At 64.0% G+C, this 18,584-nt stretch carries 18 protein-coding genes; 15 read left to right on the forward strand and 3 right to left on the reverse strand.

Going from position 1 to position 18,584, the window contains the following annotated elements:
• The first annotated feature begins 217 nt into the window (after window positions 1-217).
• Complete coding sequence (locus C8C93_RS03125) at window positions 218-658, forward strand: hypothetical protein (RefSeq protein WP_121505888.1); 441 nt, start codon at window positions 218-220, stop codon at window positions 656-658.
• A 299-nt stretch (window positions 659-957) separates the two neighbouring features.
• A complete protein-coding gene (locus tag C8C93_RS03130; RefSeq protein ID WP_147433723.1) occupies window positions 958-1,455 on the forward strand; it encodes a type II secretion system protein GspG in 498 nt (165 codons plus the stop codon).
• 139 nt (window positions 1,456-1,594) lie between these two features.
• On the opposite strand, the gene C8C93_RS03135 is transcribed toward C8C93_RS03130, so the two are convergent.
• Window positions 1,595-1,936 carry a hypothetical protein gene (locus C8C93_RS03135; protein ID WP_121505890.1) on the reverse strand — a complete coding sequence of 114 codons (342 nt, stop codon included), beginning with the start codon at window positions 1,934-1,936 and terminating at the stop codon, window positions 1,595-1,597.
• Window positions 1,937-2,397: 461 nt separating this feature from the next.
• Between C8C93_RS03135 and C8C93_RS03140 the strand changes: the two genes are divergently transcribed.
• The 8 genes from C8C93_RS03140 (at window position 2,398) to maiA (ending at window position 9,518) form a co-directional block, all read left to right on the forward strand.
• Window positions 2,398-3,723, forward strand: coding sequence for an aromatic ring-hydroxylating dioxygenase subunit alpha (locus C8C93_RS03140; RefSeq protein WP_121505891.1), 1,326 nt, complete (start codon window positions 2,398-2,400; stop codon window positions 3,721-3,723).
• 2 nt (window positions 3,724-3,725) lie between these two features.
• Window positions 3,726-4,199 (forward strand): aromatic-ring-hydroxylating dioxygenase subunit beta, encoded by a 474-nt coding sequence (locus C8C93_RS03145; RefSeq protein ID WP_121505892.1) that lies wholly within the window; start codon window positions 3,726-3,728, stop codon window positions 4,197-4,199.
• A 9-nt stretch (window positions 4,200-4,208) separates the two neighbouring features.
• Window positions 4,209-4,532 (forward strand): non-heme iron oxygenase ferredoxin subunit, encoded by a 324-nt coding sequence (locus C8C93_RS03150; RefSeq protein ID WP_121505893.1) that lies wholly within the window; start codon window positions 4,209-4,211, stop codon window positions 4,530-4,532.
• An 18-nt stretch (window positions 4,533-4,550) separates the two neighbouring features.
• Window positions 4,551-5,846: an NAD(P)/FAD-dependent oxidoreductase gene (locus C8C93_RS03155; RefSeq protein ID WP_121505894.1), complete on the forward strand. Its 1,296-nt coding sequence runs from the start codon at window positions 4,551-4,553 to the stop codon at window positions 5,844-5,846.
• An 89-nt stretch (window positions 5,847-5,935) separates the two neighbouring features.
• Complete coding sequence (locus C8C93_RS03160) at window positions 5,936-6,652, forward strand: fumarylacetoacetate hydrolase family protein (protein WP_121505895.1); 717 nt, start codon at window positions 5,936-5,938, stop codon at window positions 6,650-6,652.
• Between the two features lie 31 nt (window positions 6,653-6,683).
• Window positions 6,684-7,808: a cupin domain-containing protein gene (locus C8C93_RS03165; RefSeq protein ID WP_121505896.1), complete on the forward strand. Its 1,125-nt coding sequence runs from the start codon at window positions 6,684-6,686 to the stop codon at window positions 7,806-7,808.
• 55 nt (window positions 7,809-7,863) lie between these two features.
• Window positions 7,864-8,865: a tripartite tricarboxylate transporter substrate binding protein gene (locus C8C93_RS03170; RefSeq protein ID WP_121505897.1), complete on the forward strand. Its 1,002-nt coding sequence runs from the start codon at window positions 7,864-7,866 to the stop codon at window positions 8,863-8,865.
• A 14-nt stretch (window positions 8,866-8,879) separates the two neighbouring features.
• On the forward strand, window positions 8,880-9,518 hold the full coding sequence (gene maiA / locus C8C93_RS03175) for a maleylacetoacetate isomerase (protein ID WP_121505898.1): 639 nt from the start codon (window positions 8,880-8,882) through the stop codon (window positions 9,516-9,518).
• 178 nt (window positions 9,519-9,696) lie between these two features.
• On the opposite strand, the gene C8C93_RS03180 is transcribed toward maiA, so the two are convergent.
• On the reverse strand, window positions 9,697-10,683 hold the full coding sequence (locus C8C93_RS03180; RefSeq protein ID WP_121505899.1) for a 2Fe-2S iron-sulfur cluster-binding protein: 987 nt from the start codon (window positions 10,681-10,683) through the stop codon (window positions 9,697-9,699).
• 109 nt (window positions 10,684-10,792) lie between these two features.
• Between C8C93_RS03180 and C8C93_RS03185 the strand changes: the two genes are divergently transcribed.
• A complete protein-coding gene (locus C8C93_RS03185; RefSeq protein WP_121505900.1) occupies window positions 10,793-11,722 on the forward strand; it encodes a LysR family transcriptional regulator in 930 nt (309 codons plus the stop codon).
• A gap of 171 nt (window positions 11,723-11,893) precedes the next feature.
• On the opposite strand, the gene C8C93_RS03190 is transcribed toward C8C93_RS03185, so the two are convergent.
• A complete protein-coding gene (locus tag C8C93_RS03190; RefSeq protein ID WP_055398690.1) occupies window positions 11,894-12,715 on the reverse strand; it encodes a pyruvate, water dikinase regulatory protein in 822 nt (273 codons plus the stop codon).
• A gap of 264 nt (window positions 12,716-12,979) precedes the next feature.
• Here C8C93_RS03190 and ppsA point away from each other — a divergent pair, with 264 nt between their 5' ends.
• The 4 genes from ppsA to C8C93_RS03210 all read left to right on the forward strand — a co-directional run bounded on the left by ppsA (window position 12,980) and on the right by C8C93_RS03210 (window position 18,548).
• Window positions 12,980-15,370 carry a phosphoenolpyruvate synthase gene (ppsA, locus tag C8C93_RS03195; RefSeq protein WP_121505901.1) on the forward strand — a complete coding sequence of 797 codons (2,391 nt, stop codon included), beginning with the start codon at window positions 12,980-12,982 and terminating at the stop codon, window positions 15,368-15,370.
• 67 nt (window positions 15,371-15,437) lie between these two features.
• A complete protein-coding gene (locus tag C8C93_RS03200; protein WP_121422795.1) occupies window positions 15,438-15,782 on the forward strand; it encodes a DUF4212 domain-containing protein in 345 nt (114 codons plus the stop codon).
• 2 nt (window positions 15,783-15,784) lie between these two features.
• Window positions 15,785-17,875: a VC_2705 family sodium/solute symporter gene (locus C8C93_RS03205; protein ID WP_121505902.1), complete on the forward strand. Its 2,091-nt coding sequence runs from the start codon at window positions 15,785-15,787 to the stop codon at window positions 17,873-17,875.
• Between the two features lie 166 nt (window positions 17,876-18,041).
• Window positions 18,042-18,548: a hypothetical protein gene (locus tag C8C93_RS03210; RefSeq protein ID WP_055398686.1), complete on the forward strand. Its 507-nt coding sequence runs from the start codon at window positions 18,042-18,044 to the stop codon at window positions 18,546-18,548.
• The last annotated feature ends 36 nt before the right edge of the window (window positions 18,549-18,584 follow it).

Raw genomic sequence — 18,584 nt, forward strand, 5'->3', positions numbered from 1 at the left:
TGTTGAGCGTCCGCTTTCATTTGAGGTGACCGATCGCTTCTGGCCGAATTCTGCCCCACGGCGAAGGACGCTAGCGGGCCCTGAGCCGCCGGTGGGTATACCTCCCCAAAAGCGGCCATTCATTGAAGACGGATTGATCGACGCCCTAGGCATAACATTGCAGTCAAGCGAGGATTGCCTTCGGCATCCGCTTACCTCAAACGTTAGAGCGCACCCAATGACATTTAATCTGTCCACCTTCCCGCCGTACAAGACAGCCGTCTTCGCGAAGGCTGATGGCGATTTCGCCACCGCGCGCCGTGCGCTCATGGAGTGCCTCGCTGCTGGAACAGAGGCAGGAGGCGCGTCATTGATCTCTGGCCTGCTATTTCGGCTTGCAGATGTAGAGGCACTGGATGCCAACCTCAGCCAAGCACACAAGCTTTACCAGGAGGCGCTGCAGGCCGATCCAGGCTCGCCACTCGCGCTCATAAGCTACGCCGAATCACTTACCGATGTTCTCTTAGATAAGTATGCGGCCGCTGAAGTGCTGGAAGAGGCTCGCGCACTTCTTCATTCAGGTCTTTGGCAACCAAGTGAGGACGACGTTTCCCTTGAAGGCTACGAGTACCTCATCGAGAAAATCCAAAGCAGACTTGAGGAGCCTGGTAAGCACTAACCTTTCATCGAGAGGACTCCTTTCGACGAACTGTTTCTGCCTATATTCGCCTCTCATGTCAAACGTTGAACGTCCGCTTTCACTTGCTGCCACCGGCCACTCTTGGCCGAATTCTGCCCGACGGCGAGGGACGCTATCGGGCCCTGAGCCGACAGTGGGTATCCCTTCCCAAAAGCAGCCGTTGATTCAGATTGATCGGTTCCAAACTGCATAGAAGGTGGGCCAGGTTCAGCCTATTGGCACGCTATAGTTTGCGGACTCAGCGTTTGTCCGCTCACTTTCTCGTTAGATTTCACGCCATGCTTCGAGTCGCCCACTGCACCTTGGCATTACTAGTCGCTGTAGGCGCGTTCGTTGCGGCCGAGATTGCGGAGCCTCTTCGTTTCAAGCATCCCAAGATCAACTACGCGCTGATCCAGCTTGATGAAGCTCGAATGGCGATCATTCGGTACCAGAAAGAAGTCGGCTCGCTACCCGCTTCCTTAGAAGCCCTTTCCGCTGCCGGTTACATCCGAAATTTTGGTAGCGACCCCTGGGACCAAGCTTACGTTTATCGAGTACGAGGCAGCGAATTCTCCGTCTACTCTATTGGCGTCGATAGAAAAGACGATCTGGGAACCCGAGATGATGTCACGTTTAGGGAGAAGCACTACTCCTGCGAGGAGTACGCCGTTAACTGTCCCCCTTCAGCTGCCGAGGCTACAAAACTGGCGTCCCTGCTGTTGGCTTTGTTGAGCTTGGCATGCCTTGCATTCGTCGGCACCAGAGGCCTGCGGAGGCCGAGAGGTGCAATCTAAGAACACGGACGCCTTTCGACGTCCGGTCGCAAGGCGCCAGTCATACGCACGTTGAACGTCCACTTACATTGGCGGTGACTGGCTGCTACTGGCCGAATTCTGCCAGCGCTTCCAAGCACAAGAAGTGTTGGGCAACCCATCAGGACATACGTTTTTTGCGGCGCGACAGGAGAGCAACGACAGGCCAAGCTGCAATCGCACAAACCCAACCAAGCGGTGCCCACATCATGTGACGCCCCAGAAATTCGATGTCGTGCAACCCAAGGTAGCGACCAAGCCAATTCGGGCCGAACAGTAAAAGGGCAACCATCAATACCAGCGAGAGCAGCACGAAGGCAATCTGAGGACGAACTCCACGCTGGAGTCTCCACATCAAAGCACCGCCAACCAGCAAAGGAGGCAGGATGACCCAAAGGATAAGGATTGCGAACTCTGATTTGGTCACGATCTCAAGCGTCTGCTTTTGGCCGATAGTACTCATTCGGCGGGAAAGCTCGGATGACAGCAATCGCTGCAAAGCAGCCCCTGTTGATCTGAGCTGATTTGAAATGCCCTCGCTTGGCCCAGCCACCCATCGGCTGAGCATTGTCCCCAACGGCCTCCCTGCCACGCAGGCTGTCCGCCCGGCCCAGACCCATCGGTAGATGGTTCTCGGCCGACCACCCCCAGTACCCGTTCCCGTTTGTCCCGCTCACGCAACCTGCGTGCGGCGCGGCCTCGCGCGCCTTGCACCGCCACATGGCCCTGCAATCTCCCGCACCGCCGTCAAAGTCATATTCACACCAGTGATGTGAAACATCACTAGCGTTCCATTGACTGATATTGCCGCAGCGCGAATGATCGGTCCCCAGGCGCTGGGTGCATCCGTACTGGCTCCAAAAGACTGATGGATCGATGGATCGACTGATTGATTGGCAATGACAAAACACAAAGGAGACGCCCATGCATGAATGCCCCGTGACCGTGTTCCCGCAGCAGATCCGCTGGGAGACGGACGGCACCAGCCGCATTCCCTTTCAGGCCTATACCGATGAGGCGCTGTACCGCAAGGAGCTGGACCGTTTGTTCTACAACGGGCACTGGTGTTATGTCGGCCTGGAGGCAGAGATTCCCAACGCGGGGGATTTCAAGCGCACGGTGATCGGCGAGCGTTCGGTGCTGCTGGTGCGCGACAAGGATGCTTCGATCCATGTGGTGGAAAACGTCTGCGCCCACCGTGGCATGGCGTTTTGCCGCGAGCGGCATGGCAACCGCGAGAGCCTGACCTGCCCGTACCACCAGTGGAACTACACCCTGTCGGGCGACTTGCAGGGTGTGCCGTTTCGGCGCGGCGTGAAGCAGGATGGCAAGGTCAATGGCGGCATGCCTGCGGATTTCAACACGGCAGAGCATGGGCTGACCAAGCTCAAGGTGGCCACCCGTGGCGGTGTGGTGTTTGCGTCGTTCGACCACAGCGTGGAGCCGCTGGAGGAGTTCTTGGGCCCCACCATCCTGGGCTACTTTGACCGGCTGTTCAATGGCCGCAAGCTCACCATCCTGGGCTACAACCGCCAGCGCATTCCGGGCAACTGGAAGCTGATGCAAGAGAACATCAAAGACCCGTACCACCCCGGCCTCCTGCACACCTGGTTCGTTACCTTTGGGCTCTGGCGAGCAGACAACAAGTCGGAACTGCTGATGGATGCGCAGCACCGCCATGCGGCCATGGTCTCGACCCGTGGCGCTGCGGGCAAGGCGGCGGATGTGACGCAGGTGTCCAGCTTCAAGGCCAGCATGTCGCTGAATGACCCGCGCTTTTTGGACATTGCGCAGGAGGACTGGTGGGCGGGGCCACCCCTGGCTGCCAGCAGTGGTGATGCTGCGGCGCCCAACGCACCGGCATCTGTGCCCACGGCGGTGATGATGACCGTGTTCCCCAGCGTGATTTTTCAGCAGCAGGTCAACAGCGTGTCCACGCGCCACATCCAGCCCGATGGCAAGGGCGCTTTTGATTTTGTGTGGACGCATTTCGGCTTTGAGGACGACAGCGAGGAGATGACGCAGCGCCGCCTGCGCCAGGCCAATCTGTTCGGCCCGGCGGGCTTTGTGTCGGCCGACGATGGCGAGGTGATCGAGTGGTCGCAAGAAGGCTTTGAGACCAAGCCCGCGCACCGCACGCTGGCCGAGCTGGGCGGGCGCGATGTGGGCGACACGGACCACATGGTGACCGAGACGCTGATCCGGGGCATGTACGAATACTGGCGCAAGGTGATGGAGGCGGAGGCTTGACCATGGACTTCCAGACCTACTTCGAACTGAACCAGCTCTACGCCCGCTACGCCCGCGCGCTCGACGCGGCGGACTGGGAGGCGTGGCCTGAATTTTTCATCGACCACTGCGTGTACAAGCTGCAGCCGCGCGAAAACCACGAGCGCGGGTTTCCGCTGGCCACGCTGGCGTTTGACAGCAAGGGCATGCTGAAAGACCGCGTTTACGGCATCCGTGAGACGCTGTTCCACGACCCCTATTACCAGCGCCATGTGGTGGGTGCGCCGCTGGTGCACCAGGTGGATGCGGATGGCCGCATCCACTGCGAGGCCAACTATGCAGTGCTGCGCACACGCCTGTCGAAGGAATCGACGGTGTTCAACGTGGGGCGCACGCTGGATGAAGTGGTGCCGACGCCCGAGGGCCTGAAGTTCGCGTCGCGCCTCGTCGTCTACGACAGCGAGATGATCCCCAACTCGCTGATCTACCCCATCTGAGGAGCCGCCATGACGACGATGACGACGAACTGGATTGACGCCGCCGCGCACGGCGATGTGCCCGAGGATGATGTGATCGGCCTGGCCGTGGCCGGGCGCGACATTGCGCTGTATGGCGTGGGCGGCGAGGTGTTTGCCACCGACAACATCTGCACCCATGGCCATGCACGCCTGTGCGATGGGTTTCTGGAAGGGCACGAGATCGAATGCCCGCTGCACCAGGGCAAGTTTGACGTGCGCAACGGCAAACCCACCTGTGCGCCGGTGACCGAGCCGCTGCGCAGCTACCCCGTGAAGATCGAGGGCGGCCGCGTGTGGCTGGCCCTGGACTGAACCTCTCAAGGAGCCCCCATGACTGCCGAACGACCTGAGGTCGAGGCCGCCGCATTGCCGCATGAAGGCGTAAACGCCCACTCGTCCCACACCATCGTGATCGTCGGTGCGGGCCAGGCGGGCGGCTGGGCGGTGCAAACGCTGCGCAGCGAAGGCTTTGCGGGCCGCGTGGTGCTGGTCGGTGACGAAGCCCATCCGCCGCACGAACGGCCACCGCTGTCGAAGGCGGTGCTATCGGGCGCAGCAGCGCCGGAGAGCACGCGCCTCATGAAGCCCGAGGCCTTTGACGCCCTGGCGGTGCAATGGCGGCCCGGCGTGCATGTGCACCGCATTGACCGCGCTGCCAAGCAGGTGCTGCTGTCGGATGGCGCAGCGCAGCCCTACGACAAGCTCATCCTGTGCACCGGGGGGCGCGCCCGGCGGCTTGCCGTGCCCGGCGCAGACCAGGTGCCGCTGCACACGCTGCGCACCATTGAAGACGCGCAGGCGCTGGCCCCGGCCCTTCGGCCTGGCCGCAGCGTGGTGGTGGTGGGCGGTGGCTGGATCGGCCTGGAGGTGGCGGCCACCGCACGCCAGCAGGGCGCGGAAGTGGTGGTGGTGGAGACGCAAAGCCGCTTGTGCGAGCGCACCGTGCCCGCCGAGGTGTCGGCGTACCTGCTGGCGCTGCACCGCGCCCAGGGCGTGCGCGTGTTGCTGGGCGCGGGGGTGCGGGGCTTTGCCCGCGCTGCAGATGGCGCAGACGGCGCAGATATTCGCTCGGAGGTCTTGCTGGCCGATGGCAGCGCGCTGGCGTGCGACACCATCGTGCTGGGCGTTGGCCTGGTGCCCAACGACGAGCTGGCGCGCGAGGCGGGCCTGGCTTGCGAAGGTGGCGTGCTGGTCGATGCCCAATGCCGCACGTCCGACCCCCACATCCTGGCCGCAGGCGATGTGGCCGTGGCACCCAATCCCTGGGCGGGCCGGAGCCTGCGGCTGGAGTCGTGGCAGAACGCGCAGGAGCAGGGTATGGCTGCTGCGCGATCCGCCCTGGGCCAGGCCGTGGACTACCAGCCGTTGCCATGGTTCTGGTCCGACCAGTACGGCATGAACCTGCAGATCTACGGCATGCCCACGCCTGCGCACCGCGTGGTGCAGCGTGGCGACCCGGCCAGCGGCAGCTTTGTGTTGTTTTACCTGGCGGGCGATGTGGTGCAGGCCGCCGTAGGGGCCAACGCAGCGCGCGACCTGCGCTTTGCCCGCAGGCTGATCGAGCAGCGCAAGCCGGTGAATGCCGAGCGGCTGGCCGACCTGAACACGCCGATGGCAAAGCTGTGAACCCAACTGGATGCCGCGCAGCACAGAAGCCTGCACCCGCACCCAAGCCCACCAGAACCGAACCCGACAACCCGCTAAGGAAACCACCGATGACCGCAACCACGTCAACCACTTACCTCTGGACCCCGCCCCCCGTCTATTCGCTGCCCGTGCGGGGCCGCAGCGAGCGCTTGCCCATCCACCGCCTGTTCTTTGTGGGCCGCAACTACCACGCGCATGCTGTGGAGATGGGGCGCCCGGTGGACAAGGCGGTGGAGGTGCCGTTCTACTTCACCAAGGCACCGTCCACGCTGGTCGAGTCTGGCGCGACCGTGGCCTACCCACCCGGCACGCAGAACTACCACCACGAAATGGAACTGGTGCTGGCCATTGGTGCGCCCGGATTTCGTGTGAGCGAGGCCGATGCGCCCGGCCTCATCTACGGCTATGCCTGTGGCCTGGACATGACGCGCCGCGACCTGCAGCTTGTGGCGCGGGATAAGGGCCGGCCGTGGGACCTGGGCAAGGATGTGGAGCAATCGTCAGTGGTCTCCGAGATCGTGCCCATGCCGCAGGTGGTGCTGGGCCAGGGCGACCTGGAGCTGTCGGTCAATGGCGCTGTGCGCCAGAAGTCCGACCTGTCCAAGCTGATCTGGAACATCCCCGAGCTGATTGCCGACCTGTCCAAGTTCTACCACCTGCAGCCGGGTGACCTGATCTTCACCGGCACGCCCGAGGGCGTAGGCCCCGTGCTGGCGGGCGACCGCATCGACGGCCACATTGAAGGCGTGGGCAGCATCGTGCTCCACGTTGGCCCGGCGGAGTAAGAAAAAACCACATCCAGGAGGCAACCCCACCATGACCACCGACCTCACGCCTTCCCCCGTGCGGCTGCACGCCGTTGCGGGCAATGGCCAGCCCGATCCGACGCCCGAGCTGGAGCAGCTGTACCGGGGCTTTGAGCAAGAGCTGCTGGTGCCGCTCTGGACGCAGATTGGCGACCTGATGCCCCGCCAGCCCCAATCCAAGGCCGTGCCTCACTTGTGGCGCTGGGACCGCTTGAAGGCCCTGGCCGCACAGGCGGGCGCCATCGTGCCCGTGGGCCGTGGCGGCGAGCGCCGTGCGATTGCGCTGGCCAACCCGGCGCTGGGCGGGCGCCCCTTTGCCACGCCCACGCTGTGGGCCGCCATCCAGTACCTGATGCCCGGCGAAGACGCCCCCGAGCACCGGCACACGCAGCACGCGTTTCGTTTTGTGGTGGAAGGCGAGGGCGTGTGGACTGTGGTGAATGGCGATGCCGTGCGCATGTCGCGCGGCGACTTTCTGCCCCAGGCCGGCTGGAACTGGCATGCCCACCACAACGCTGCTACAGAGCCCATGGCCTGGATCGACGGCCTGGACATTCCGTTCTCGTACTACACCGAGAGCCAGTTTTTTGAAGTGGGGCGCGAGAAGCTCCCGCCTGCCGAGCGCACCACCGCCGAGCGTTCTTATTCCGAAAGGCTGTGGGGCCACCCGGGCCTGCGCCCGGTATCGATGGTGCAGGCGCAGCCCGCCACGCCCCTGCTGGCCTACCGCTGGGTGGACACAGACCGTGCGCTGGCCGATCAGCTCGGGCTGGAAGACGAAGGCCAGGCAGGCACGCTGAGCCCCGGGCATGCAGCAGTGCGCTTTACCAACCCCACCACCGGCGCCGATGTGCTGCCCACGATGCGGACCGAAATGCACCGCGTGCGCGCAGGCGGCGCAACGCGGGTTCAGCGTGAGGTGGGGTCGTCGGTGTTCCAGGTGTTTGACGGCAGCGGCACCGTCACGGTGGGTGAACGCACCTGGCAGGTGGCGCGGGGCGACTTGTTTGTGGTGCCGTCGTGGCAACCGTTCTCGGCCCAGGCATCGGCCGCTGGCGCGCTGGACCTGTTCCGCTTCAGTGATGCGCCGATTTTTGAGGCGCTGCACAGCCACCGTGCGCAAGTCACTGTTTGATCCATCACTCACCAGCCGGATTCGGCTTTCATAAAACCAAGGAGACACCCCCCCCATGCTGACCGCCATTCGTTCACAGATTTTTAGACCTGCCCTGGCGCTTTGCGCGCTGGCCTTTGTGGCCGCCGCGAGCGTGCCCAACGCCGTGGCGCAGACCTTCCCCGCCAAGCCCGTCCGCTCCGTCGCGCCGTATTCGCCCGGCAGCGGCCCCGATGCGGTGATGCGCATCCTCAGCGAGCGCTTGTCGCGCAATTGGGGGCAGCAACTCGTCATTGACAACAAGCCGGGTGCCAACGGTTTCATCGCCATCGGCGATGCCAAGCGCGCAACGCCAGACGGCTACACGCTGCTGCAGGTGGACAACACGCACATGGCCTTGCAGCCGCATGTGTTCAAGCAGCTGCCCTATGAACCGACCAAAGATTTCGAGCCCGTCGCTCCGGTGTATTTCACGAACTTCTTTGTGGTGGTGGCGGCCAACTCGCCCTGGAAGGATGTGGGCGATCTGATCAAGGCGGCCAAGGCGGCGCCAGGCGACATCACCTACGGCTCCTGGGGCATCGGCAGCGTGGCCCATGTGGGCGCGGCGAGTCTGGAGGCAGCAACGGGCACCAAGATGATGCATGTGCCTTACAAGGACATGGGCAGCGTCTACACCTCTGTGGCCACGGGCGATATCAAGTGGGCGTTTGGCACGGCGGCGACGGCCGGGCCGATGTTCCAGGCCAAGAAGGTGAAGTTTTTGGCCCTGGCTGCGCCCCAGCGTCTGGCGGGCTTCACCGACATTCCAACCATGGGCGAAGCGGGCGGCCCGTCCGGGTTTGAAGTGAAGACCTGGGTGGGCCTGTTCGCGCCTGCTGGCACGCCGAAGGCCGCCATCGAGAAGATCAATGCCGACGTGGGCAAGGTGCTGGCCACCCCGGAGGTCAAGGAGCGCCTGGCGACCTTCGGGTTTGAGCCCTACATTGGCCCGCCCGCTGAACTCACCAAGGCCATCGAACGCGATTCGCGCACGTTCGGTGAAGTCGTCAAGCGCGCCAAGATTGCCCTGGACTGAGACGGAGACTGACCATGAAGCTCTATTCCTTCTTCCGCAGCGGAACATCCCACCGCTTGCGCATTGCGCTCAACCTCAAGGGGCTGGCCTACGAGCAGATTGCGGTCGATTTGCGGCGTGAGGAGCATCTGGGCGATGCCTTCAAGGCCATCAACCCGCAGCAGTTGGTGCCCGTGCTGGAAGCCGACGAACGCCTGATGATCCAGTCGCCCGCCATCATCGAGTGGCTCGAAGAGCGCTATCCCACCCCACCGCTGCTGCCCGGCGATGCAGGCGATCGCGCCCAGTTGCGCGCCCTGGCCGCCATCGTGGGCTGCGACATCCACCCCATCAACAACCGCCGCATTTTGGAGGCGCTGCGCCACCGCTTTGGTGCGGACGATGCAGCTGTGAACGACTGGTGCGGCACCTGGATCAGCGCGGGCTTTGATGCCATTGAGGCGCTGCTGTTGAAGGACCCGCAACGCGGTGATTTCTGCTTTGGCAGCACCCCCACGCTGGCCGATGTGTACCTGGTTCCGCAGGTGGAGAGCGCGCGCCGCTTCAGGGTGGACTTGTCGCGCTGGCCGCTGGTGCAGGCGGTGGACGCGGCCTGCGCGCAGCTGGAAGCGTTTCGCAAGGCGGCGCCCAGCGAGCAGCCGGATGCGGGCTGAGCTTGTCGAAGCCTCTTGCGGCGCTTCGACCGCGCTGAGTGAGCGGTTCAAGTGGATTCAGGCGACTCCAAGAACCTCATTCCGTTTCCAAATCATTCGTGTCTAGGCGCGAAGCCGCAGACAGTGCTGTAGCACGGCAAGGCGAAGCAACAACGACACGGATGATTTGGAGATGGAATCAGTCGCCCTGCATGTAAAAAGCCTCGGCATGGAGGTGCGCCGCCTCCAGGCCTTTGCCCAGCGCCAGCAGTGTGGTGGTCTCCACCATCGGCGGCGATCCGCACAGATACGCCTGCCAGCCTTGCAGGCTGGCGTGGTCCTGCTCGATGGCCTGGGTCACCAGCCCGCGCCGCTGCGTGGCAGAGTCGGCACCCGAGGCCACCACCACATGCACCTGCAGGGCCGGGTGCACGCTGCGCAAATGGTCCAGCCACGCCAGGCCATACAGCTCGCGCGGCGAGCGCAGGCCGAAGTACAGGTGAATGGGGTTGCGCATTCCGGCAGCCACTGCGCCGCGCACCACCGACAGCACCGATGCCAGCCCGGTGCCCCCAGCCACGCACAGCATGGGCCCCGTGTGCTGTTGGCGCAGATACGCCGCACCCAGCGGCCCGCTGACCTTGACCTTGTCCCCCACCTTCAGCTGCCCGGCGATGTAGCCGCTGACCCGGCCCTGGGGCATGAGTTGCACATGAAACTCCAGCAGCTGTTCGCCCGGCTGGTTTGCCATGGAGTAGGGGCGCACATGCGTCGGCGTGAACCCCAACTGCACGTACTGGCCTGGTGAAAACGCAATCGGTTTTGCCACCTTGAGCAGCAGGCGCCGGATGTCTGCCGCCAGTGGCTCGATGGCCACCACGGTGGCCTTGGCCACGCGGGCGCGGTGCACCACGGCCTCTTCGGGGGCGGGCACTTCGATGGTGCAGGGCTCGGTCACATAGGTCTGGCAAGCCAGCACGGCACCGTCCACGCCGTCCAGCGGGCGCTGCTGCTCGCGCCCGCCATCGAGCACCTCACCAGACAGCACCCGGCAGCGGCAGATGCCGCAGCGGCCCGACAGGCATGAATACGACATCGGAACCTGCGCCGCGCGCAGGGCGTCGAGCAGGTTCACGCCGGGCTCGGCGCGGATCACGCGGTTAAGCGGCTGAACGAGGATGTCCATGGCGGGCTGCGGTCGATTTCATCCAGCCCATTGTGCCCACGAAAGCGCCTGCGAATCACTGGCTGCAATACCATCGCCACTTCATATCACCCGAGCTGATGGAGTAGTGATGGAGCTATCGGATATCGACCTGAACCTGCTGGTGCTGTTTCAGCAACTCATGGTCGAACGGCGCGTGTCGAAGGTGGCCGACAACCTGGGGCTGACGCAGCCTGCGGTCAGCAACGCGCTGGCCAAGCTTCGGCGCATTTTTGGCGACGAGCTGTTCTTGCGCACCTCGGGCGGCATGGTGCCCACGCCGTTTGCCGAGCAACTGGGCGAATCCGTGGGCTATGCGCTGGGCATGATCCACAGCGGGCTGAACCAGCGCACGCAGTTCACGCCCGCAACGCACAAGCGCACCATCACCATCGGCATGACAGACATTGGCGAGATCGTCTTCCTGCCCGCGCTGCTGGAGCGCCTGGAGCGGGAGGCGCCGGGCGTCACGCTGAACACCGTGCGCAACAACGCCGCCCATCTGCGCGAAGACATGGAGGCAGGAAAAGTGGACCTGGCCATCGGCCTGCTGCCGCAGCTGAAAGCCGGGTTTTTCCAGCGGCGCTTGTTCCGCCAGCGTTATGTGTGTCTGTTCCGAAAGGGCCACGCGCTGGACCGGCCCAAGCTGCTGCTGTCGGACTACAAGGCGGCAGAGCATCTGGTGATCGTGTCGGCGGGCACGGGGCACGGCAAGGTGGATGAATTGATCCAGAAGGCCGGCATCGACCGCCTGGTGCGGCTGAGCGTGCCGCACTTTGTGAGCGTGGGCCACATCCTCCAAAGCACGGCGCTGGTGGCGACGGTGCCGGAGCGGCTGGCGCTCAAGCTGGTCGAGCCCTTTGGCCTGGTGGTGCGCACGCACCCCGTCAAACTGCCTGACGCGCCCATCAGCGTGTTCTGGCACGCCAAGGTGCACCGCGAGCCGGTGAACCAATGGCTGCGCAGCATGGTGTTTGAATTGTTTGGGGGCGATGGCCCCGCTGGCAGTGGTTTGCCGTGATCTGCGGGCGGGGTCTGCGGAGCAAGCCAGACTGCACCGCCGGTCCTGTGAAAACATTGCTATATTATTTATAGCGTGTTGCGCTTGTCAGTAGCGCGGTAGAGCCTGTTTTTGCATGAATCCGCCATGGCCCCCGAGGGAGGTTGGGTCGTACTTGCCATGCAACGCTGCTCAATACACCAGCCTCTCCGGCCGAATCTCCTGCAGGATGGTCGTCGCAATCTCTTCAATCGACTTGGTGGTGGTGGACAACCACCGGATGCCTGCGCGGCGCATCATGGCCTCGGCTTCGGAGACCTCCATGCGGCAGTTCTCCAGGCTGGCGTAGCGCGAATTGGGGCGGCGCTCGGCGCGGATCTCGGCCAGGCGGTCGGGGCTGATGGTCAGGCCAAAGATCTTGCTGCGAAACGGCACCAGGGCAGGGGGCAGCTGGCGGCGCTCGAAATCCTCGGGGATCAGCGGGTAGTTGGCGGCTTTCAGGCCACATTGCATGGCCAGATACAGGCTGGTGGGGGTCTTGCCGCTGCGGCTCACGCCCACCAGGATCACGTCGGCACCTGCCAGGTCGCGGTTGCTCTGGCCGTCGTCATGGGCCAGGCTGAAGTTGATGGCTTCGATGCGGTCTGTGTATTCCTTGCTGCGGCTCACGTCGCTGAAGCGGCCCACACGGTGGTGCGATTTGATGCCCAGCTCCTGCTCCAGCGGGTGGACGAAGGTGCCGAACATATCGAGCAGCATGCCCTTGCAGCCGTCCTGGATGACCTTGAGCACTTCCATGTTGACCAGCGTGGTGAAGACGATGGGCTTTTTGCCCTCGACTTCTCCGGTGTGGTTGATCTGCCGCACGGCCTGGTGGGCCTTGTCCACCGTGTCGATGAAGGGCAGGCGCACATGGCGCGGCTTCATCTCGAATTGGGCCAGGATGGCGTTGCCGAAGGTTTCGGCGGTGATACCGGTGCCGTCAGAGACAAAAAATACGGTGCGCGAGTGCATGGAGCCCCTTTTTTTGGATGCGGCTTGCGCCAGCCGGGTTGCCACCACAAAGAAGTGGTGATTGCCCGATTTGCGTAAGTCGCGTGAAAGCGTCAGCCCGCTGCCAGATGCTCGGGCCTACAATTGTCACAATTATCCAATTCTCACCATGCACCGCGTCGGCCCACAACCACAACGACAAAGCCTCAGGCCGTGCATGGCCGCCTGCCAGGAGCCATCCAGGGCCCGGCACGCAGACCCGGTTTCAACTTCTGGAGCTTTCCCATGTCTGCACTTTTCAGCCCGACCGCCCTGGTCGTACCGTTTGAAAACCTGAGAATGACCGATGTCGAGGTCGTTGGCGGTAAAAACGCCAGCCTCGGCGAGATGATCTCCCAGCTGCCGCAGGGCGTGCGTGTGCCCACGGGCTTTGCCACCACCGCCCACGCGTTCCGCGAGTTCCTGGCCTATGACGGCCTGGCCGACCGCATCAGCGCCAAGCTCAAGAGCCTGGACACCGAAGACGTGCGCGCCCTTGCACAAGTCGGTGCAGAAATTCGCGCGATGGTCGAGGCCCAGCCCTTCCCGGCCGACCTGCAAAAGGCCATTGCCGACGAATTTGCCAAGCTGAGTGCTGGCAACCCCGCTGCCTCGTTTGCCGTGCGCTCTTCCGCCACGGCCGAGGATTTGCCCGACGCATCGTTTGCCGGCCAGCAGGAAACCTTCCTGAACGTGGTGGGCATCGACGAAGTCATGCACAAGATGAAGGAAGTGTTCGCGTCGCTGTACAACGACCGCGCCATTTCCTACCGTGTGCACAAGGGCTTCGAGCACGATGTGGTGGCCCTGTCGGCCGGTGTGCAGCGCATGGCGCGCTCCGACCTGGGCGCCGCCGGCGTGATGTTCACCATCGATACCGAGTCCGGCTTTGAGGACGTGGTCTTCATCACCAGCAGCTACGGCCTGGGCGAAACCGTGGTGCAGGGCGCCGTGAACCCCGATGAGTTCTACGTGCACAAGCCCATGCTCCAGGCCGGCAAGAAGGCGCTGATCCGCCGCAACCTGGGCAGCAAGCTGATCCAGATGGTGTTCTCCACGCCTGAGGAAAAGGCCGCCAGCGGCAAGCTGGTCAAGACCATTGATGTGCCCACCGAGCAGCGCAACCGCTACTCGCTGACCGACGCAGACGTGGAGCAATTGGCGCGCTACGCGCTCGTGATCGAGCAGCACTATGGCCGCCCCATGGACATCGAGTGGGGCAAGGACGGCACCGACGGCCAGCTTTACATCCTGCAGGCCCGCCCTGAAACCGTGAAGAGCCAGGCCAAGGGCCAGGCCGAGCTGCGCTACAAGCTCAAGGGCCATGGCACCGTGCTGGCCGAGGGCCGCGCCATTGGCCAGAAGATTGGCACCGGCCCGGTGCGCCTGGTGCACAACATTTCCGAGATGGACAAGGTCCAGCCCGGCGATGTGCTCGTGACCGACATGACCGACCCCAACTGGGAGCCTGTGATGAAGCGCGCCAGCGCCATCGTCACCAACCGGGGTGGCCGCACCTGCCACGCCGCCATCATTGCGCGCGAGCTGGGCATCCCGGCCGTGGTCGGCTGCGGCGACGCGACCGAGCGGCTGAAGGACGGCACGCTGGTCACGGTGAGCTGCTCCGAGGGCGACACGGGCAAGATCTATGACGGCCTGCTTGAAACCGAAGTGACCGAAGTGCAGCGCGGCGCGATGCCCCCCATCAAGACCAAGATCATGATGAACGTGGGCAACCCCCAGCTGGCCTTTGACTTCTGCCAGCTGCCCAACGAAGGCGTGGGCCTGGCCCGGCTGGAGTTCATCATCAACAACAACATTGGTGTGCACCCCAAGGCCATCCTGGACTACCCCCAGATCGATGCCGACCTGAAGAAGGCCGTGGAGTCCGTGGCCCGTGGCCATGCCAGCCCCAGGGCGTTCTATGTGGACAAGGTCGCCGAAGGCGTGGCCACTATTGCCGCCGCCTTCTGGCCCAAGCCCGTCATCGTGCGCCTGTCGGACTTCAAGTCCAACGAATACCGCAAGCTCATCGGCGGCAGCCGCTACGAGCCCGAGGAAGAAAACCCGATGCTCGGCTTCCGTGGCGCAGCCCGCTACATCAGCGAAGACTTCGGTGAAGCCTTTGCCATGGAGTGCGAGGCGCTCAAGCGCGTGCGCAACGACATGGGCCTGACCAACGTGCAGGTGATGGTGCCGTTTGTGCGCACGCTGGGCCAGGCCGAGCGCGTGACCAAGCTGCTGGCCACCCATGGCCTTCAGCGCGGCAAGGACGATCTCAAGGTCATCATGATGTGCGAAGTGCCGAGCAACGCCATCCTGGCCGAGCGCTTCCTGGAGTTCTTCGACGGCTTCTCCATCGGCTCCAACGACCTGACCCAGCTCACGCTGGGCCTGGACCGTGATTCGGGCCTGGAGCTGCTGGCGCAGGACTTTGACGAACGCGACCCCGCTGTCGAGGCACTGATCCATCAGGCCATCAAGGCCTGCCTGGCCCAGGGCAAGTACATCGGCATCTGCGGTCAGGGCCCCAGCGACCACCCTGACTTTGCGCAGTGGCTGGCCAAGGAGGGCATCTCGTCGATCTCGCTCAACCCCGACAGCGTGATCGCCACCTGGCAGCAACTGGCAGGCTGACGCTCCGACCGGGCTGCCATGTGCCGACTGCACCACCCGCCACTGCGTCCCTGATGCCGTGCCTGTGATGCAGCCACCGCAGCAGCACCGGCGTTCTGCAGATGCCGAAATGGCGGGCCCGTTCCCGCCCGATCTGCACGATGTGCGGCATCTCAAGCTCAAGGCCGGCTTGCTGCTGCTGTGGGCGCTGGTGTCGTTTGGTGCCACCTATTTCGCCCGGGACCTGCAGGTGCTGGTCTTTGGCGGTTGGCCCCTGGGTTACTGGATTGCGGCGCAGGGGGCAGTGCTGGTGTTCATCGGCATTGTGGTGGTCTATGGCTGGGCCATGAACCGCTTCGAACGGCAGGATGCGGAGCGCCTCGCAGCGGATGCCGTCGCCCTTTCGGACGACGCGGACCGCCCCCACGGCTGACCATGGCTGAAAACAATTCTTCCGACACCGACCGGGCCTATCTATGGCGGTTGCACCGCATCCTGGCGCTGTATGTGACCGGTGTGCTGGCCTTTCTGGCGCTGATGACCTGGGCAGAGCACCAGGGGCTTTCGCGGCACTGGATCGGGCCCATTTTTCTGTTCCTCACGGTGATGGTCTACGCGGGCATCGGTGTCTATGGCCGTACCACCGACCCCGAGGAATACTACGTGGCGGGTCGGCGCATTCCGCCCATGTACAACGGCATGGCGGCAGCGGCAGACTGGATGAGTGCCGCATCGTTCATCAGTCTGTCGGGGGCGCTTTACCTGCAGGGTTTTTCCGGCACACCGGGGCAGGCCGGGGGGCTGGCCTATCTGCTGGGGTGGACGGGAGGCTTTTGCCTGGTGGCGATGCTGATCGCACCGCACCTGCGCGCCATGGGCCTGTACACCGTGCCCGATTTTTTCCATGTGCGTTTTGGCGGCCGGTGGCCGCGTGTGATTGCGGCGCTGGCGGCGGTGCTCTGTTCGTTCACGTACGTGGTGGCGCAGATTTACGGTGTGGGGCTGATCGCTTCGCGCCTGACCGGTGTGCAGTTCGAGATCGGCATCATGCTGGGCCTGGGCGGGGTGCTGCTGTGCTCCTTCCTCGGTGGCATGCGCGCCATCACCTGGACGCAGGTGGCGCAGTATGTGGTGGTGCTGCTGGCGTTCCTGATCCCGGTGTCCTGGCTGGCGTACAAACAATTGGGCAACCCGTTGGCGCCCGCAGTCTATGGCGCGCAGATCAGCAAGATCGCCGACCTGGAAGCGCAGCTGCTCGATTCCCCCGCAGAGCATCAGGTGGTGCAGACCTACCTGCGGCGCGCCCAGGATTTTGAGGCGCGGCTGCGTGATGTGGAAGGCGCCCTGGAGCGGGAGCGCGAGAAAGGGCGGGAGCGCATTCGCGCGCTGCGCACCCAGAACGCTGATGTAGGTTTGATCGTCACGGCCAGCCGCGAGCTGGCGGCCCTGCCGCGCGATGCCGCAGCGGCGCGCGAACGCTGGACCCGCGAAATGCGCGAGAACTACGAGCGTGCGCGTCCCCTGGGCGGCTTGCCCCTGCACAGCCAGGCGTATGTGGGTGACCCGCAGGGCACGCCCGATGAGCAACGCGACTACGAGCTGACGCGCCGCAACTTCCTGGCACTCATGTTCTGCCTGATGGTGGGCACGGCAGGCTTGCCGCACCTGCTCACGCGCTACTACACCTCGCCCACGGTGTCGGCAGCGCGGGCATCGGTGGCGTGGTCGCTGTTTTTCATCGCCTTGCTGTACCTGAGTGCGCCCGCGTTGGCGGTGCTGGTGAAATTCGAGGTCATGCAAAACCTGGTGGGCAGCAGTTTCGAGGCTTTGCCCACCTGGATGGCCCAATGGGCGCGGGTGGACAGCTCGCTGTTGTCGGTGGAAGACGTGAACGCTGACGGCATCGTGCAGTTTGGAGAGATCCGGCTGGGGGCCGACCTCATCATGTTGGCCACGCCGGAGCTGGGGGGCTTGCCCTATGTGGTGTCGGGCCTGGTGGCGGCTGGCGGGCTGGCGGCGGCGCTGTCTACCGCTGATGGGCTGCTGCTCACCATCAGCAACGCCCTGGTGCGCGACCTGTATTTTCAGGACGCAAAGCGCCAGGCGTCGCCGGAGCAGCGTGTGATTCTGAGCAAGTTTGCCTTGCTGTCCGTGGCCCTGTCGGCGGCATTTGTAGCGGCGCTCAAACCCTCTGAGATTCTGCCGATGGTGTCGGCGTCGTTCTCGTTGGCGGCTTCGGCCTTTGTGCCGGTGATGGTGCTGGGTATCTTCTGGCGTGGCACCACGCGGCAGGGGGCGGTGGCGGGCATGCTGGCAGGGCTTGGCGTGGCGGTGTACTACCTGCTGTCGCATGTGCCCGCCATGCGCGCGCTGCCCAGCTGGATGCTGGCAGACGGGCTGTGGTTTGGTATTCAGCCCGTCTCGGCCGGGGTGTTTGGCGTGCCCACCGGCTTGGTGGTGACGGTGGTGGTGAGCTGGCTGACCCGGCCTGCCCCGGCGCTGCCGCGCATCCGGTCAGAGATGTAGGGGGGGCTTGCGTTGGCAGGCTGGAGTGCTCTGCCCGTGCGCCTGTAAGGGGTTATGCGTAAACCCCGATTACCAAGCCTGCGCAAACGTGAGAATCTGGGGCGTAAAAGCTTACCTGTCGGGGTGAGCCTCGGTCACACCACAATGGTTCAGCTCAAGGAGATTCATGGTTCTCGTCAAAACGCAGGCAGGGCAGGAAGCGCTCAAGGATCGGCGCGGTAGCCTCAGCTCACGTCAGCGCTCGGCATTTATTCTTTTTGACGGAAAGCGCTCTACGGGCGAAATACTGGCGGCCACGGCAGCCATGGGGATCACGCAGGAGGATGTCCAGGCCATGATTGCGCAGGGACTGCTGGCTCCGCTGCCGGGGCAGTCTCTGCCTGCAGCTTTTGCCACCCCGCATGATGCGACGGCAGAGCCTGCACCGGCCACCGATCTGGGGACGGTGGCGTCGCCGCTGGAGGGCTCCGGGCGCTCACCCAAGGAGCGCTACCAGGCGGCCTACCCCATCGCCACCGAGCTGACAGCGGGGCTGGGGCTGCGTGGATTCCGGTTGAATCTGGCGGTGGAAGGGGCGGGCAGCTTCGAGGATCTGGCGGCGCTGGCACCCAAGATCCGCGAGGCGGTGGGTGACGCCAAATTCAAGCGGCTGGACGAAGCGCTTTTTGATTGAGGCGCCCGGATCCTCTCCCCCGAGAGGCGCACCAGG

Source organism: Acidovorax sp. 93 (assembly GCF_003633835.1).
Classification (GTDB): Bacteria; Pseudomonadota; Gammaproteobacteria; order Burkholderiales; family Burkholderiaceae_C; genus Acidovorax; species Acidovorax facilis.